The 16626-nt window shown below is 68.3% G+C and carries 18 protein-coding genes; 13 read left to right on the top strand and 5 right to left on the bottom strand.

Going from position 1 to position 16626, the window contains the following annotated elements:
• From BWR60_RS08095 to BWR60_RS08080, 4 genes are all read left to right on the top strand, one after another.
• The gene (locus tag BWR60_RS08095) at positions 1 to 483 is read left to right on the top strand and encodes a 6,7-dimethyl-8-ribityllumazine synthase (RefSeq protein WP_088150500.1); all 483 of its coding nucleotides are present in this window, start codon (positions 1 to 3) and stop codon (positions 481 to 483) included.
• A 3-nt stretch (positions 484 to 486) separates the two neighbouring features.
• Positions 487 to 966 carry a transcription antitermination factor NusB gene (nusB, locus tag BWR60_RS08090; protein WP_088150499.1) on the top strand — a complete coding sequence of 160 codons (480 nt, stop codon included), beginning with the start codon at positions 487 to 489 and terminating at the stop codon, positions 964 to 966.
• A 13-nt stretch (positions 967 to 979) separates the two neighbouring features.
• Positions 980 to 1954 (top strand): thiamine-phosphate kinase, encoded by a 975-nt coding sequence (gene thiL / locus BWR60_RS08085; RefSeq protein WP_088150498.1) that lies wholly within the window; start codon positions 980 to 982, stop codon positions 1952 to 1954.
• 269 nt (positions 1955 to 2223) lie between these two features.
• Positions 2224 to 4335, top strand: coding sequence for a sodium-translocating pyrophosphatase (locus BWR60_RS08080; RefSeq protein WP_088150614.1), 2112 nt, complete (start codon positions 2224 to 2226; stop codon positions 4333 to 4335).
• 70 nt (positions 4336 to 4405) lie between these two features.
• Here the strand turns inward: BWR60_RS08080 and BWR60_RS08075 are convergent, their stop codons facing one another.
• Positions 4406 to 4933, bottom strand: a complete 528-nt coding sequence (locus BWR60_RS08075) for an outer membrane protein assembly factor BamE (protein ID WP_088150497.1) — start codon at positions 4931 to 4933, stop codon at positions 4406 to 4408.
• Between the two features lie 109 nt (positions 4934 to 5042).
• On the opposite strand from BWR60_RS08075, the gene BWR60_RS08070 reads away from it, so the two are divergent.
• The 7 genes from BWR60_RS08070 (at position 5043) to BWR60_RS08040 (ending at position 9482) form a co-directional block, all read left to right on the top strand.
• Positions 5043 to 5594 (top strand): ubiquinol-cytochrome C chaperone family protein, encoded by a 552-nt coding sequence (locus BWR60_RS08070; RefSeq protein ID WP_088150496.1) that lies wholly within the window; start codon positions 5043 to 5045, stop codon positions 5592 to 5594.
• A complete protein-coding gene (locus BWR60_RS08065; RefSeq protein ID WP_088150495.1) occupies positions 5594 to 6118 on the top strand; it encodes a YceD family protein in 525 nt (174 codons plus the stop codon). Before BWR60_RS08070 ends, BWR60_RS08065 begins: the two co-directional genes overlap by 1 nt.
• A gap of 97 nt (positions 6119 to 6215) precedes the next feature.
• The gene (gene rpmF, locus BWR60_RS08060; protein ID WP_034833247.1) at positions 6216 to 6404 is read left to right on the top strand and encodes a 50S ribosomal protein L32; all 189 of its coding nucleotides are present in this window, start codon (positions 6216 to 6218) and stop codon (positions 6402 to 6404) included.
• A 21-nt stretch (positions 6405 to 6425) separates the two neighbouring features.
• Positions 6426 to 7526, top strand: a complete 1101-nt coding sequence (gene plsX, locus BWR60_RS08055) for a phosphate acyltransferase PlsX (RefSeq protein WP_088150494.1) — start codon at positions 6426 to 6428, stop codon at positions 7524 to 7526.
• Positions 7523 to 8500 carry a beta-ketoacyl-ACP synthase III gene (locus tag BWR60_RS08050; RefSeq protein ID WP_088150493.1) on the top strand — a complete coding sequence of 326 codons (978 nt, stop codon included), beginning with the start codon at positions 7523 to 7525 and terminating at the stop codon, positions 8498 to 8500. The genes plsX and BWR60_RS08050 overlap by 4 nt, the downstream gene beginning before the upstream one ends.
• A 130-nt stretch (positions 8501 to 8630) precedes the next feature.
• The gene (locus BWR60_RS08045) at positions 8631 to 8945 is read left to right on the top strand and encodes an integration host factor subunit alpha (protein ID WP_088150492.1); all 315 of its coding nucleotides are present in this window, start codon (positions 8631 to 8633) and stop codon (positions 8943 to 8945) included.
• A 3-nt stretch (positions 8946 to 8948) separates the two neighbouring features.
• Positions 8949 to 9482 carry a MerR family transcriptional regulator gene (locus tag BWR60_RS08040; RefSeq protein WP_088150491.1) on the top strand — a complete coding sequence of 178 codons (534 nt, stop codon included), beginning with the start codon at positions 8949 to 8951 and terminating at the stop codon, positions 9480 to 9482.
• A gap of 3 nt (positions 9483 to 9485) precedes the next feature.
• Here the strand turns inward: BWR60_RS08040 and BWR60_RS08035 are convergent, their stop codons facing one another.
• The 3 genes from BWR60_RS08035 to betB all read right to left on the bottom strand — a co-directional run bounded on the left by BWR60_RS08035 (position 9486) and on the right by betB (position 13853).
• A complete protein-coding gene (locus BWR60_RS08035) occupies positions 9486 to 10907 on the bottom strand; it encodes an MFS transporter (protein ID WP_088150490.1) in 1422 nt (473 codons plus the stop codon).
• Between the two features lie 95 nt (positions 10908 to 11002).
• A complete protein-coding gene (rodA, locus tag BWR60_RS08030; protein ID WP_088150489.1) occupies positions 11003 to 12154 on the bottom strand; it encodes a rod shape-determining protein RodA in 1152 nt (383 codons plus the stop codon).
• Positions 12155 to 12401: 247 nt separating this feature from the next.
• A complete protein-coding gene (gene betB, locus BWR60_RS08025) occupies positions 12402 to 13853 on the bottom strand; it encodes a betaine-aldehyde dehydrogenase (RefSeq protein WP_230982990.1) in 1452 nt (483 codons plus the stop codon).
• 139 nt (positions 13854 to 13992) lie between these two features.
• On the opposite strand from betB, the gene BWR60_RS36270 reads away from it, so the two are divergent.
• Both BWR60_RS36270 and BWR60_RS36265 read left to right on the top strand, forming a co-directional pair.
• Positions 13993 to 14529 carry a hypothetical protein gene (locus BWR60_RS36270; protein ID WP_144445559.1) on the top strand — a complete coding sequence of 179 codons (537 nt, stop codon included), beginning with the start codon at positions 13993 to 13995 and terminating at the stop codon, positions 14527 to 14529.
• The gene (locus tag BWR60_RS36265; RefSeq protein ID WP_144445558.1) at positions 14529 to 14888 is read left to right on the top strand and encodes a hypothetical protein; all 360 of its coding nucleotides are present in this window, start codon (positions 14529 to 14531) and stop codon (positions 14886 to 14888) included. Before BWR60_RS36270 ends, BWR60_RS36265 begins: the two co-directional genes overlap by 1 nt.
• 1 nt (position 14889) lies before the next feature.
• On the opposite strand, the gene betA is transcribed toward BWR60_RS36265, so the two are convergent.
• A complete protein-coding gene (gene betA, locus BWR60_RS08020) occupies positions 14890 to 16542 on the bottom strand; it encodes a choline dehydrogenase (RefSeq protein WP_088150488.1) in 1653 nt (550 codons plus the stop codon).
• Between the last annotated feature and the right edge of the window lie 84 nt (positions 16543 to 16626).

Here is a 16626-nt window from a genome sequence, read left to right as displayed (position 1 = left end):
ATGGTCGCCAAGACCGAACAGCGGCCCGTGTCCTTCACCGGTCCGGCGCCGCATATCATGATCGTCGAGGCCCGGTTCTACGAGGACATCACCGACGAGCTGGCGCGCGGCGCCATCGCGGTGCTGGAGCAGATCGGCGCCACCTGGGAGCGCTTTGCCGTGCCCGGCGCGCTGGAGATCCCGGCGGCGGTGCAGATCGCCTCGACCTCGGCCCGCCGCTTCGACGGCTATGTTGCGCTGGGCTGCGTCATCCGCGGCGAGACCTCGCATTACGACACGGTCTGCAACGAGAGCGCCCGCGGCCTGCAGGACCTGGCGCTGCGCCACGGCCTGGCCATCGGCAACGGCATCCTGACCGTGGAGACCGAGGCCCAGGCCTGGGCCCGCGCCAAGGTGGCGGAGATGGACAAGGGCGGCGGCGCCGCCCGCGCCGCGCTGGCGATGATCGAGCTGAAGCGCCATTTCTCGCAGCGGACGGCCTGACCGATGGCGACGACGCAGAAGCCCTCCGCCAAGGCTCGCCGCAGCGCCGCGCGCCTCGCCGCCGTCCAGGCGCTGTACCAGCTCGAGCAGTCGGGCACGCCGCTCGACAAGGTGATCGCTGAGTTCGTCCACCACCGCTTCGGCGAGGAGGTCGAGGGCGAGGCGATGGTCGAGCCGGACGCCCCGCTGTTCGGCGACATCGTCCGCGGCACCCGGGTGCGCAGCGAGGAGGTCGACGCCCTGGTCACCGGCGCGCTGGACAGCCAGTTCTCGCTGGCCCGGCTCGACCTGCTGCTGCGCTGCGTGATGCAGGCCGGCGCCTGGGAGCTGCTGGCCAACCTGCACGTGCCGGCGCCGATCGTGATATCGGAATATGTCAACGTCACCCGGGCCTTCTTCGGCGGCAAGGAGCCGGCGATGGTGAATGCGGTGCTGGACCGTATCGCCCGCGAGCGCCGGCCGGACGAGCCCCGCGCCGGCTGACGCGGGAATCGCCATGGGCCTCGGCGAGTTCGAGCGCATCGACCGCTACTTCCGGCCGCTGGCCCGGGCCACGCCCGGCGCGCTCGGCCTGGCCGACGATGCGGCGCTGCTCGACCCCGGCGGGGGCCGCGACCTGGTGGTCACCGCCGACGCCATGGTCGAGACCGTGCACTACCTGCCGGACGAGGATCCGGCGCGGGTGGCCCGGAAGCTGCTGCGCTCCAACCTCTCCGACCTCGCGGCCAAGGGCGCCGAGCCGCTGGCCTACACCCTGACCCTGGCGCTGCCGGCGCAGCCGGACGAGAGCTGGATCGAGGGCTTCGTCGCGGGGCTGGCGGCGGACCAGGCGGAGTACGGCATCGGCCTGCTCGGCGGCGATTCGGTGCGGACCCCCGGCGCCGCCGTGCTGTCGGTCACCGCCTTCGGCACCGTGCCGCAGGGGGCGATGCTGCGCCGCTCCGGCGCCCGGCCGGGCGACGACCTCTATGTCAGCGGCACCCTCGGCGACGCCGCACTCGGGCTGCGCGCCATCCTCGGCCAGTTGCCCGGCCTGGACCCAGACGCGGGCGAGGCGCTGGCGACCCGCCACCGCGTGCCGCAGCCGCGTATGGCGCTCGGCCGCGCGCTGCTCGGCCTGGCCCATGCGGCGATGGACGTGTCGGACGGGCTGCCCGGCGACCTGCCGCATCTCTGCGACGCCTCCGGCGTGTCGGCCGAGGTCGAGCTCGCCTTGCTGCCGCTCTCCGACGCCGCCCGCGCCGCTATCGCCCTGGACCCGGCCCTGCAGGACATCGCCTGGGGCGGCGGCGAGGATTACGAGCTGCTGTTCAGCGCGCCCGCATCGGCCCGGGCCGCGATCGGGGCTGCGGCCGCGACGGCGGGCACGCCGGCGACGCGGATCGGCCGGATCGCGGCGGGGCAGGGGGCGCGGCTGCTCGACCCGCAGGGCCGGGCCGTCGAGTCGCTGACCGGCTGGCGGCATTTCTGAGGGCGCTGCTCCGGCGGTACTCGACTGGCTTCCGTCGCACAGCCGCTGAGGCCGGACAGCCTTGAATCCGGCCGTATTGTCGCCGGTCTGACCGGTGGTGCGGGCCTGCCGGGAGCAGCCTCAAGCCGTCCGACTTTTGCCATAAAGCAAAAATATTTCGCGCTCATTGCCCTCCCCATCCTGGTCTGGCATCGTTTCCGCGCAAAAGAAGCGGAGCCGGCCTGAACCGGGCCGGTACGTCATCAACAGGGGCGAGGGACTCAAGAATGATGTCAGCGGTCCTTGTCTTCGTGCTGGCCTGCGGCCTCGGCGCGTTAGCCTATGGCGTGTGGGCTTCACGGAGCGTGTTGTCGGCCAGTCCGGGCGATGCCCGAATGCAGGCAATCGCCGCCGCGATCCAGGAAGGCGCGGGCGCCTACCTGAACCGGCAGTATCTCACCATCGGCGTGGTCGGCGTGGTCATCGCCATCATCGTCTCGCTGCTTCTCGGCATTTCGGTCGGCATCGGCTTCATCATCGGCGCGGTGCTGTCGGGCGCCGCCGGCTACATCGGCATGAACATCTCGGTGCGCGCCAATGTCCGCACCGCCGAGGCCTCCCGCCAGGGCCTGGCCGCCGGCCTGGCCATCGCCTTCCGCTCCGGCGCCGTCACCGGCATGCTGGTGGCCGGCCTCGCCCTGATCGCGGTCGCCGGCTACTACACCATCCTGGTCGCCTCCGGCGCCAGCGGCCGCGGCCTGATCGACCCGCTGGTGGCGCTCGGCTTCGGCGCCTCGCTGATCTCGATCTTCGCCCGCCTCGGCGGCGGCATCTTCACCAAGGGCGCCGATGTCGGCGCCGATCTGGTCGGCAAGGTCGAGGCCGGCATCCCCGAGGACGACCCGCGCAACCCGGCCGTGATCGCCGACAATGTCGGCGACAATGTCGGCGACTGCGCCGGCATGGCCGCCGACCTGTTCGAGACCTACGCCGTCACCACCGTCGCCACCATGGTCCTGGCCTCGATCTTCTTCGCCGGGGCGGCCGAGATGGCGGCGATGATGATCTATCCGCTCGCCATCGGCGCGGTGTGCATCCTGGCCTCGATCGTCGGCACCTTCTTCGTCAAGCTTGGCGCCTCGAACAACATCATGGGCGCGCTGTATCGCGGCTTCGTGGTCTCCGCCGGGCTGTCGCTGGTCGGGATCGCCCTGGTGACCCTGGTTGTGATCGGCTTCGGCGGCAGCTACGCCGTCGGCGGCGGCAGCTTCAGCGGCCTGTCGCTGTTCCTGTGCGGCGTTGCCGGGCTGGTCGTCACCGGCCTCTTGATCTGGACCACCGAATACTACACCGGCACCAATTTCCGCCCGGTGCGCTCGGTCGCCCAGGCCTCGACCACCGGCCACGGCACCAACGTGATCCAGGGCCTCGCCATCTCGATGGAATCGACGGCGATCCCGGCGCTGATCATCTGTGTCGCCATCATCGTCACCTATCTGCTGGCCGGCCTCTTCGGCATCGCCATCGCGGTGACCAGCATGCTGGCCCTGGCCGGCATGGTCGTGGCGCTCGACGCCTACGGCCCGGTCACCGACAACGCCGGCGGCATCGCCGAGATGTCGGACCTGCCGAAGGAGGTCCGGGTCACCACCGACGCGCTGGACGCCGTCGGCAACACCACCAAGGCGGTGACCAAGGGCTACGCCATCGGCTCCGCCGGCCTCGGCGCGCTGGTGCTGTTCTCGGCCTACACCTCGGACCTCAACTTCTTCTCGGCCAACGCCGCCCAGTACCCGTATTTCCAGGGCATCGGGCCGATCGCCTTCTCGCTGACCGATCCCTTCGTCGTCGTCGGCCTGCTGATCGGCGGCCTGCTGCCGTACCTGTTCGGCGCGCTGGGCATGACCGCGGTCGGCCGCGCCGCCGGATCGGTGGTGGAGGAGGTGCGCCGCCAGTTCCGCGAGGATTCGGGGATCATGGCCGGCACCAGCCGCCCGGACTACAAGCGCGCGGTCGACATGCTGACCAAGGCGGCGATCCGCGAGATGATCATTCCCTCGCTGCTGCCGGTGCTGGCGCCGGTGGTGCTGTATTTCGTGGTCGAGGCGATTGCCGGCCGTTCCGCCGCCTTCTCGGCGCTCGGGGCGATGCTGCTGGGCGTCATCGTCACCGGCCTGTTCGTCGCCATATCGATGACCTCGGGCGGCGGCGCCTGGGACAATGCCAAGAAGTACATCGAGGAGGGCAACCACGGCGGCAAAGGGTCGGACGCGCACAAGGCGGCCGTCACCGGCGACACCGTCGGCGACCCCTACAAGGACACCGCCGGCCCGGCGGTCAACCCGATGATCAAGATCACCAACATCGTGGCGCTGCTGCTGCTGGCGATCCTCGCCCACTGACGGACGGGTCCTGACAGCAGAAACCCCGGCGCCGACGGCGCCGGGGTTTTCTCATGCCGGCAGGTCGGGGCTAGTAGTTGCCGCCGGCGACCGAGCTGGCGACGCCGCCCGTCCCGACCGGCGCGCCGCGGGCGGTCGTGGTGCCGGCGGCGCTGTCGTTGAAGCGGCCGATATTGCCCAGGAACTGCTCCAGGATGCCGATGCGGCGGCCCAGCGTCGGCGTCTCGCGCGACACCAGCGCCACCTGCTCGCCATCATCCAGGTTCAGCTCCTTGATGTCGGTCAGGGTGCTGGTGGTCGGGTCGAACTGCATGCGCAGGACCCGGCGCTTGGTCACCTCCGGGGCGTAGAACGCCACGGTCTCGACCCGCTGGCCGATATAGTACCAGGTGTTCTCGTCGAAGGTGGACACCGTGGTCGGGGTCCCCAGGATCGTCGCCACATCCGACTTGGTGCTGGTGCCGGTGTGGACCTGCTCGAGCCGGTAATCCTCGACGAGGTTGCCGCGCGTCGCCACCCGCGGCGTGCAGGCCGACAGCGCCGCCGCCACGAGCAGGCCGGCCGCGATGGTCCGGACGACCCTTGCTCTTTCCGTCATCGACTCATCTCTCCACGCCCCGCGGGGCTGCCCATTGAAGGCTTCCCTCTAGCACACCAGTTCGAGTTCGACCAATATCGCCGTCCTTTGCGCAAATCCGATCGGTCCCGTGCTGTCCAAGCTGTTCACCCGCCACCGCCGCGAACGCCAGGCCGCCGAGCTGTACGTCAAGCTGGTGGAGCAGGCGCGCAGCCCGGCCTTCTACACCGCCTGCGGCGTGCCCGACACGCTGGACGGCCGGTTCGAGGCCGTGGCCCTGCATGCCTTCCTGGTGCTGCACCGGCTGAAGCGCGAGGCGCCGCCGGCGCCGGACTTCGCCCAGGCCCTGTTCGACCACATGGTCAGCGACATGGATCTCAGCCTGCGCGAGATCGGCGTCACCGATTTCAGCATCGGCAAGAAGGTGAAGGCCATGGGCCGCGGCTTCTACGGCCGTGTCGTCGCCTATGACCACGGCCTGGCCGCGGACGACCCGGCGGAACTGGAGGCGGCGCTGCGCCGTAACCTCTACGGCACGGTCGAGCCCGGGGCGGGGCAGGTGAGGGCGGTCGCCGCCTATCTGCGCCGCGAGGTCGCCGGGCTGGCGGCGCAGCCGGTGTCGGCGTTCCTGGCGGGAGAGGTCCGGTTCGGCCCGGCGCCGGACATGGTGGAGGCAGCCTGATGACGATCCCCGAATTCAGCCGCCCCGTCGGCGTCAGAACCCTGCCGCGCGGCGGCCGGGCCATCGCCATCGAGGCCGACGAGGCCGAGCGCGCGGCGCTGGCCCAGCGCTTCGACCTGCTGGCGCTGGACGCGTTCAAGGCCCGGTTCACCCTGGCGCCGGGGCGCGGCGACACAGTGGTCGTGACCGGCGCGCTGACCGCCGCCGTGGTGCAGCGCTGCGTCGTCACGCTCGACCCCGTGCCCGCCACGGTCGAGGACGAGATCGAGGCCGTCTTCGCCGCCGGGGGCGGCCGGGACGAGGCGGAGGTCGAGGTCGACCCGCTGGCGGCGGAGGTCGAGCCGCTGGTCGATGGCCGCATCGACCTGGGCGAGCTGGCGGCGCAGCATCTGTCGCTGGCGCTCGACCCCTATCCCCGGTCGCCCGACGCGCCCGAGCCCGCGGCCGAGCCGCCGGCGGCCGAGGCGTCGACGCGCCGGCCCTTCGCCGTGCTCAAGGATCGTGACAGCGACGTGAAGGACTGATCGCTTTTCCTTGCCCCGCCGGACCTTTTCCATTAAGTAACGCCGGTCTGAGGCGGCTCCCCCCGGTGCCGCCTTTTCGTATCGAGAGTTCAAGCAAATGGCTGTTCCGAAGAAGAAGACGTCGAAGTCGCGGCGCGACATGCGGCGTTCGCACCACGCTCTGGCCGGCTCGACCTATGTCGAGTGCGCGAATTGCGGTGAGCTGGCTCGTCCGCACCATGTCTGCGACTCCTGCGGCCACTACCACGGCCGTGAGGTGGTCAGCGAGACGACCGCGACCGCCTGATCGACTGCGCCCGCATAGGGAATGTCCGACCCGGCGGCCTCCGGCCCAGTGACGATTGCGCTCGACGCCATGGGGGGCGATCGGGCGCCGGAGATGGTGCTCGAAGGGGCTGAGATCGCCCGCACGCACCATCCGGATGTGCACTTCCTGATCGTCGGTGACGAGGCGCGGATCGCGCCGCTTCTGGCGAAGCGGCCGGCGCTGGCCGCGGTGTCCGTGATTCGGCACGCTGCGGACGTGATCACCAACGAGGACAAGCCCTCCGCTGCGCTGCGTAGCGGGCGCAACTCCAGCATGCGTCTGGCGATCGACGCCGTGGCTGCGGGCGAGGCGCAATGCGTGGTCTCCGCCGGCAACACCGGCGCGCTGATGGCCACCGCGAAGATCGTGTTCAAGACGCTGCCGGGCATCGACCGGCCGGCGATCGCGTCGTTTTTTCCGACGCTGCGCGGCGAGAGCGTCATGCTCGACCTCGGCGCCAACATCGAATGCGACGCCGAGAACCTGGTCCAGTTCGCGATCATGGGTTCGGTTTTCGCCAAGGCGGTGCTGGGCCTGGTCGACCCCACCGTCGGCCTGCTGAATGTCGGGTCGGAGGCGCTGAAGGGCCCCGACCCGGTGCGCGACGCGGCCGCGAAGCTGCGCGAGATCGAGTTCCCGGGCCGCTTCGAGGGCTTCGTCGAGGGCGACGACATCCCGGCCGGAAAGGTCGACGTGGTCGTCACCGACGGCTTCTCCGGCAACATCGCGCTGAAGACCGCCGAGGGCACGGCCAAGCTGTACGCCACCTGGCTGCGCCACAGCTTCCGGTCCTCCTGGCTCGCCTCGCTCGGGTACCTGCTGGCCCGCGGCGCCTTCCGCCGGCTGCGGCACCGGACCGACCCGCGCCAGTACAACGGCGCGCTGTTCCTCGGCCTCAACGGCATCTGCGTGAAGAGCCATGGCGGCACCGACGGCGAGGGCTTCGCCCATGCCATCGATGTCGGCGTCGATCTGGTCATCCACGGCTTCAATGATAAGGTGAAGCAGGAGTTCAGCCGTTTCGAAGGCGCTCGGAACGGCGACGACAGCGCTTCGACAGGACCAACGACTGCTCCGATCGGGATCGAACAACCGCAATGACAGTCCGCCGCGCGCGCATCATCGGATGCGGTTCCACCCTGCCTGACCGGGTCGTCACCAACGCCGAGCTGGCGCAGAAGGTCGACACCTCGGACGAGTGGATCGTCCAGCGCACCGGCATCAGCGTCCGCCACATCGCGGCGCCGGACGAGAAGACCTCCGACCTGGCGCTCGCCGCCGCGCGCAAGGCGCTGGCCATGGCGAGGGTCGAGGGCAGCGACCTCGACCTGATCGTCCTGGCCACGACCACGCCGGACCAGACCTTCCCGGCCACCGCGGTGCGGGTCCAGGCCGCGCTGGGCATGACCCGCGGCGCCGCCTTCGACGTCCAGGCCGTCTGCTCCGGCTTCGTCTACGCCCTGGCGGTCGCCGACAACATGATCCGGCTGGGCCAGGCGCGCACCGCGCTGGTGATCGGCGCCGAGACCTTCTCCCGCCTGCTGGACTGGACCGACCGCGGCACCTGCGTGCTGTTCGGCGACGGCGCCGGCGCCGTGGTGCTGCGCGCGGTCGAGGGCGGCGGCAGCACCGACGACCCCGGCATCCTGTCGACCCATCTGCATTCCGACGGCCGTCACGAGGACAAGCTCTACGTCGATGGCGGCCCGTCCTCGACCGGTACCGTCGGCCATGTCCGGATGGAAGGCCGCGAGGTGTTCAAGCACGCGGTCATCAACCTGGCCGAGGTGGTGGAGGAGGCGCTGGCCGCCAACGGCCTGTCGCCGTCGGACATCGACTGGCTGGTGCCGCACCAGGCCAACAAGCGCATCATCGACGCCACCGCCCGCAAGCTCGACCTGCCGCCGGAGAAGGTGGTGCTGACGGTGCAGAAGCACGCCAACACCTCCGCCGCATCGATCCCGCTGGCGCTGGCCGAAGCCGTCAATGACGGCCGCGTCAAGGCCGGCGATCTCGTGCTGCTCGAGGCCATGGGCGGCGGGCTGACCTGGGGCGCCGCCCTGGTCCGCTGGTAAGCAGTTAGCGGACCTCGCCAGCGAGACTCGTGAGGAAATTCGGCCAACGCTTTGGAATTGACGGATTATTTTGTGGAGGGTACCGTCCTGTGACGGTCTTCTTCGCAATTGTCCGTCAGGGGGAGGCGGCATGGCGGAAACAGTGACACGAGCTCAGCTCAGCGAATCGCTCTATCAGGAAATCGGCTTGTCTCGTAATGAGTCCGCCGATCTTGTTGAGACGGTGCTTGAAGAAATCTCCGAAGCGCTCGAACGTGGCGAGACGGTGAAGATCTCGTCTTTCGGCACCTTCGGCGTGCGCCAGAAGGGCCAGCGAATCGGCCGCAACCCGAAGACGGGGCAGGAGGTGCCGATCCTGCCGCGCCGCGTGCTGGTGTTCCGCGCTTCGCATGTGCTGAAGGGGCGCATCAACGGCACTGACCCGCTCCCGGACGACGACGAGTAAGCCATGGCCGGAATCGGAGGATCGGAGGCGAAGCCCGCGCCGCTGCGCAAGTCGGCGACGGCCTATCGCACGATCAGCGAGGTCTCCGACGATCTCGCCGTGCCGCAGCATGTGCTGCGGTTCTGGGAGACCAAGTTCTCCCAGGTCCGCCCGCTGAAGCGCGGCGGCGGGCGCCGGTACTATCGCCCCGAGGACGTCCAGCTGCTGCGCCGGATCCAGCGCCTCCTTTATGAGGAGGGCTATACGATCAGGGGCGTGCAGCGCCTGCTGAAGGAAGGCAAGTCGGCCGAGACCGAGGCGCCGGCGGCAGCCGCGGCATCCGACGAGGCGGCGGCCCCGTCCGGCCCGGCCCGTCCGGTCCCGGTCACCCGGGCCAAGCCGGCCGCCAAGGCGCGGGAGGAGGTCCAGCTCTCGCTCCTGGCCGGTGCCGCGCGCGATGGCCGCGCCCAGGGCATCTCGGCCGAGCTGCGCGACGAGCTGACCGTGCTGCTGGCCGAGCTGAAGCGCCTGCAGGCCGCCTTGCGCGGCGACGCCTGAGGCTCAGTCGGCCTTCCGTTCCAGGGCATCGCGGCGGATCAGGACCCGCGCCGCGACCGCGCCGACACATTCCCCCAAGCCCCCGACCAGGAGCGCCGGCCCGAGGCCGTCGATCAGACGGTCCGGTGATGCGTTGACGTCGCCGCCATGAGCGGCGAAGACGGCGCCGAGGATCGCGACGCCCAGCGTGGCGCCGACCATCCGGGCGGTGTTCACCAGCCCGGCCGCCGTGCCCGACCGCTTCTGCGGCACGCTCGACACCGTCACCGCCATCACCGGTCCGGTGTTGAGGCCGAGCCCGATGCCGGTGACCAGCAGCGCCGCCTCGATATACAGCAGGCCGGTGCCGGCGCTGATCCAGGCCAGCAGCAGCAGACCGGCGCCGATCAGCGCCATGCCGGTGGTCATCAGCACCCGCGGCCCCAGCCGGGCCGCCAGCCGGCCGGAACCCTGCGAGACCAGGAAGAACACCACCGACATCGGCAGCAGCTCCAGCCCCGCCTGGATCGGCGTGGCGCCGCGTACGGCCTGCAGATAGACCGGGATCAGGAACAGCATGGCATACATGCCGAAGGTCATCGCCAGCGCCACGATCAGCGAGCCGGACAGCGCCGGGCTGCGGAACAGCTCCAGCGGCACCAGCGCGCCCTCGGTGCGGGCCTCGACCGCGAGGAACAGGATAATCGCCACGAGGCCGACACCAAGGCCGGCCAGCGTCGCCGCGGAGCCCCAGCCCCAGCGGTTGCCCTCGATGGCCGCGAGGGTCAGGGCGCCCAGCGCCAGCATCGCCAGCCCCTGGCCGGGCAGGTCCAGGCGCCGCCCCTCCGGATCGGCGGTCTCGGGGACAGACCGGACGGCCAGCAGGAAGGCGAGGGCGGCCACCGGCACCACCACGAAGAACAGGCTGCGCCAGCCTGCGGTTGTGACCAGGACACCGCCGAGGGTCGGCCCGATGGCGAAGGCCAGGCCGTTGCAGCTGGCCCAGACGCCGATGGCGTGAGCGCGCTCCCGCGCGTCGGGATAGGTCGCGGCCAGGATCGACAGCGAGGCCGGCAGCAGCAGCGCGGCGCCCAGCCCGGTGATCGCCCGGGCCGCGATCAGCACCGTGCCGTCCGGCGCCACGCCGCAGGCCAGGGAGCCGAGGGCGAACAGCGCCATGCCGCCGGCGAAGACGCGCCGCCGGCCGAACAGGTCGCCCAGCAGCCCGCCGGTCAGCAGCAGGGTGGCGTAGACCAGGTTGTAGACGTCCAGCACCCATTGCAGCGCGCTGACGCCCAGGCCCAGCGCATCGCCGATGGCATGGGCGCCGAGATTGACCACCGAGGTGTCGATCTGCGCCACCAGCACGCCGAGGCACATGGCGAACAGGACGAGGCCGGGCCGCGTCCGCGAGCGGGGCGTGTCGATGGTGTCGGCGGATGGCATGTCGGCTGCTCCCTTCTCCAAGGGAAACAGCCGCGGGTCGGACGGGGCTCCCGGTGAACGCTTCGGTCCCGGTCGAACCGTGCGGCCTCGGGGCCTCAGTAATCCGTGATGCCGCTGCGGGGGATCCGGACCTCGCGGTGGATCCAGACGCTGAGCAGGATGCCGCAGCCCATCAGCAGGGTCAGCATGGCGGTGCCGCCATAGGACACCAGGGGCAGGGGGATGCCCACCACCGGGATCAGCCCGGTGACCATCGCCACATTGACGAAGACGTAGAGGAAGAAGGTCGTGGTCAGGCCGACGCCGACCAGGCGGCCGAAATGGCTGCGGGCGGAGAGCGCGATCATCAGCCCGTAGACGAACAGCATGGTGTAGAGGAACAGCAGGATCAGCGCGCCGACCATGCCGAACTCCTCGGCCAGCACCACGAAGATGAAGTCGGTGTGCTTCTCGGGCAGGAACATCAGCTGGCTCTGCGTGCCGGCGGTGAAGCCCTTGCCGAACAGGGCGCCGGAGCCGAGCGCGATCTTCGACTGCATGATGTTGTAGCCGGCGCCCAGCGGGTCGCGCTCCGGCTCCAGGAAAGTGTAGACCCGGTTCTTCTGGTAGTCATGCAGGAACTCCCAGCCGATCGGGATCGCCGACAGGCCCAGCGCGATCGCCACCGCGAACTTCCAGAGGCGGACACCGGTGGAGAACAGCACCGCGCCGCCGGTCATGATCAGCAGCAGGGCGGTGCCGAGATTGGGCTGCATCAGCACCATCCCGACCGGGGCCAGGATCAGCAGCAGCGGCACGATCAGCACCAGCGGATTGCGCACCTCGACCAGCGAGAAGCCGTGGAAATAGCGGGCGAGGGCGAGGACCAGCGCGATCTTCATCAGCTCGGACGGCTGGATCACCAGCGGGCCGAGATTGATCCAGCGCTCGGCGCCCATGCCGACATGGCCCATCGCCTGGACCACGATCAGCAGGGCGAAGACGATGGCGTAGACCGGATAGGCGATCTTCATCCAGATCCGGATGTCGATCATCGCGAAGACCAGCATGACGACGAAGCCGCTGCCGAAGCGGCTGAGCTGCCGGCTGGCCCAGGGCTCCCACGACCCGCCGCCGGCGGAGTAGAGCAGCATCACCCCGACCGCGGCGATGGCGCAGACCAGGATGACCAGCCCCCAGCTCATCAGCTGCAGCTTGGTCAGCAGGGTGTAGTGCGGGGCGTCGTCGCGAATCCGGAAGCTGCTCATGAACCGGGACAATCCGCCGTCGCCGTGACGGCGGCCGGACTATGCGCCGGCAGGTTCGGCCGGGCAAGAATGGAGACGGGCGATGGAATCACGCGTTGCCTCTCCGCCAGGCGAGACCTTTTCATGATGCCCACCCCGCCGTCATTGCGAGGAGGCGAAGCCGACGAAGCAATCCAGGGGCCGGTTCACGCTGGCCCCTGGATTGCTTCGCTGCGCTCGCAATGACGGTGTTGGGGAGCCCGCGTCCTCAATACGGGCTGTCGACATCCCCGGTCTCGACATAGACGCTCTTCAGCTGGGTGTAGTGCTCCAGCGCGGCGAGGCCGTTCTCGCGGCCGATGCCGGACTGCTTGTATCCGCCGAACGGGATCTCCACCGGGGTGATGTTGTAGGTGTTGATCCAGCAGGTGCCGGCCTGCAGCCGGGCCACGACGCGATGGCCGCGGGCCAGGTCGCGGGTGAAAACGCCGGCGGCCAGCCCGTATTCGGTGGCATTGGCGCGGCGCACCGCCTCATCCTCGTCGGTGAAGGTCAGCACGGTCATCACCGGGCCGAAGATCTCCTCCCGCACGATCGACATGTCGTCGTGGCAGGCGTCGAAGATCGCCGGCTCGACGAAATAGCCGCCGGCCAGGGCCGGGTCGGCCGGGGCGCGGCCGCCGCAGACCAGGCGCGCGCCGGCCTTCACCCCGGCCTCGACATAGCCCAGCACCTTGGCCCGATGGTCGGCCGAGATCAGGGCGCCGACCTGGGTCTCGGGGTCCATCGGGTCGCCGATCCGCATCTTCTGGGTGCGGGCCACGAGGGCGTCCATGAAGCGGTTGTGCAGCGACGCCTCGACGAACACCCGGGTGCCGTTCGAGCAGATCTCGCCCTGGGTGTAGAAGTTCGCCATCATCGCCGCCTTCACCGCGTTCTCGACATCGGCGTCGGCGAAGACGATCAGCGGCGACTTGCCGCCCAGCTCCATGGTCACGTGCTTCATCGCCCCGGCGGCGGCCGCGGCGACCTTGCGGCCGGTCGGCACCGACCCGGTCAGCGACACCTTGGCGATTTCGGGATGGGTGACCAGGGCATGGCCGACATCGCCCTTGCCCTGCACCACGTTGAACACGCCGGGCGGCAGGCCGGCCTCGGCGAAGATCTCCGCCAGCGCCACGGCCGTCATCGGCGTCAGCTCGGACGGCTTGAACACCATGGTGTTGCCGCAGGCCAGCGCCGGGCCGGACTTCCAGCAGGCGATCTGGATCGGGTAGTTCCAGGCGCCGATCGCGCCGACCACGCCCAGCGGCTCGCGCCTTGTGTAGGCGAAGGCGCGGCCGAAATCGTGATGGGTGCCGTGCAGCGACGGCGCCAGCCCGGCGAAATACTCGATCGCGTCGGCGCCGGAATCGATGTCGACCGACAGCGCCTCGGCGATCGGCTTGCCGGTGTCCTCGACCTCCATCCGCGCCAGCCGGTCGCGGTTGGCGCGCAGCAGGCGCACCGCCTCGCGCAGAATCCGGCCGCGCTGGGTGCCGGTCGTGCCGGCCCAGCCGTCGAAGGCGGCCTTGGCGGCGGCCACGGCGCGGCCGACATCGGCGGGGGAGGCGGCGGCGACCCGGCCGATGACCTGCCCGGTCGCCGGGTTGACCGTGTCGAAGGGCGTGCCGCTTCCGTCGACCGCGCGCCCGCCGATATGAGATTTGATTGCTTCCACAGCTATCTCGTGCGATGGAGTTTCCGATCTGATCCAGAGTTGGAATATCACTTAACGTATTTTCGGCTACCTCAAATGCGACGCCATTCGGCTTTTTCCAAGATACAACGCATATCTAATCGGTTGGGAAAAATCGGATATGGATACTTTGCTAAATTTGATAGATCAGTTGCTTGATTGGTCAACAAAGAATCACATTGGCGACGCCTCGGGTCTGATTGGACTAGTTGTTACTGGAGTTGGCTTCTTTTTTACAATAAAGAGCTCGCGAAAAGCACGAGATGCCGCCATTGATGCCAAAAAGGCGGCGAATAAGGCCACAAAGTCCATAAATCTCCACAATGATATTGTTGATATGTCAACAGCCATCGTGAGTCTGGAGGAAATAGCGAAGAAAATTCATGATGGAGATACGGAGATAATAGATAGAATATTTGATGTAAGAAAAAGACTTATTATGATTAGTCGAGAGAATGGAAATATCGACGAAAATGGGAAATCGACTATAAAGAATACCATTGTGATATTGTCCGATTTTTCGAATTCTTTGACAATGGCAAAATTGACCGGAAACAATGTTAATTTGACAAAAGTTAACAAAAAAATTCTAAATGAAATAGACGCTCTAATTCAGATATTTTCTGAGACCCGGCGACTTCAGATGGAGAACGTGTGATGGTCACTCCTGATCAGGTTAAGATGGTGGATAAGTTGTATGAAAGAGCCGTCGGCGGCGATATTGCTTGGAAAAAGGGATTTGAGGAAGGGGCTTTTCAAGCATCTTTCTCAAGATATGTAGTTCAAATATCAACTACGTCTAGCAAAGATGGGTTGGATGTTGTAATTAAAATATATAATGATGAAGGAGATGTTATCGATTCTTTTACTGATGTCGATATAAGTCAGTCACCTCATGCCTATGAGCTATATTTTCAAAAGATGTTTGGGCTATACGAGATTGCTCGTCGGTCAGCGTTGGGCTCTGATGATGCAATAAGATCTATTCTTTCTGAGTTGGATAGCGAAGGCCTTTAGCTCAGCGCTGCGCCGTGCGCCAGTCCGGCGCTTCGTAGACCGGGGCGTTGGACGGCGGCAAGGGCGTGCGGCCCAGGATGATGTCGGCCGCCTTCTCGCCGATCATGATGGTCGGCGCGTTCAGGTTGCCGCTGACGATCGACGGCATGACCGAGGCGTCGACCACCCGCAGACCCTCCAGCCCGCGCACCCGGGTCTCGGGGTCGACCACCGCCATCTCGTCGACGCCCATCTTGCAGGTGCAGGAGGGGTGGTAGGCGCTGTCGGCCTTGGCCCGGATGAAGGCGTCGATCTCGTCATCGGTGCGCACCGCGACGCCGGGCGCCATCTCGGCGCCGCGATAGGGGTCGAAGCCGGCCTGGGCGAAGATCTCGCGGGTCAGCCTGACGCAGGCCCGCATGTCCGCGCGGTCGTCCTCGGTGGTCAGGTAGTTCGGCTGCAGGATCGGCTTGGCCCGCGGGTCGGCCGAGCGCAGCTCGACCCAGCCGCGCGAGGTGGCGCGCATGGTCCCGGCATGGGCCTGGAAGGCATGGCGGTCGCCCGGCTTGCGGCCGTGGTCGTTCACCACCGACGGCAGGAAATGGTACTGGATGTCCGGGTGCCGGATGCCGGCGCGAGAGCGGATGAAGCCGCCGGCCTCGAGATGGGCGGAGGTGCACAGGCCGCTGCGGAACATGAACCATTCCACCCCGACCTTCGCCTTGAACAGCGGATTCTCGACGCTGTAGAGGGTGATCGGCTGCTTGCACTCGTACTGGATGTACAGCTCCAGATGGTCCTGGAGGTTGCGGCCGACGCCCGGCAGGTCGTGCGTCACGGCGATGCCGTGGCGGCGCAGATGGTCGGCCGGGCCGACGCCCGACAGCATCAGGAGCTGCGGCGAGTTGATGGCGCCGCCGCACAGGATCACCTCGCGCGCCGCCCGGGCAACGCGCACCTGGCCCGCCTGGGCGTATTCGACGCCGACGGCGCGGGTGCCCTCGAACAGGATCCGGGTGCTCAGCGCCCCGGTCTCGACCGTCAGGTTGGGCCGCGACCGGACCGGCTTCAGATAGGCCTTGGCGGCGGACCAGCGCTCGCCCTGATGGATCGTCATGTCCATCTTGCCGAAGCCTTCCTGCTGGAAGCCGTTCATGTCCGCGGTGAACGGGTATCCGGCCTGCTGCCCGGCCTGGACGAAGGCGTCGAACAGCGGGTTCGGCTGGCTGCCGGTCGACACCTTCAGCGGCCCGTCGGAACCGCGGTAGTCGTCGCCGCCCTTGGCCCGGGTCTCGGCCCGGCGGAAATAGGGCAGCACCTCGGCATAGGACCAGCCGGCGGCGCCTTCCGCGGCCCAGCGGTCGTAGTCATAGGCATGGCCGCGGACATAGACCATGGCGTTGAGCGAGGAGGAGCCGCCCAGCACCCGGCCGCGCGGCCAGTACATGCGGCGGTTGTCCATCGCCGCCTGCGGCTCGGTCTCGTAGTACCAGTTGTACGTGTCGTCGCCGAGATTGTAGGTCAGCGCCGCCGGCATGTGGATCTTCCAGGTCCGGTCCTCCGGCCCGGCCTCCAGCACCAGCACCCGGGTGCCGGGCTCGGCCGACAGCCGGTTGGCCAGGACGCAGCCGGCCGAGCCGGCGCCGACGATCACATAGTCGAATTCTGCCGTCATACCTTCCGCTCCTCCGGGCTGCGGCGCATGCTAGCGGGGGCGGGCCGGGCGATGAGTCCGGGCGCCTTGCCGCTGGACCAGCGG

The organism is Inquilinus limosus, from assembly GCF_002195995.1.
Lineage (GTDB): Bacteria > Pseudomonadota > Alphaproteobacteria > DSM-16000 > Inquilinaceae > Inquilinus > Inquilinus limosus_C.
This window is presented reverse-complemented; position numbering and strand designations above follow the sequence as displayed.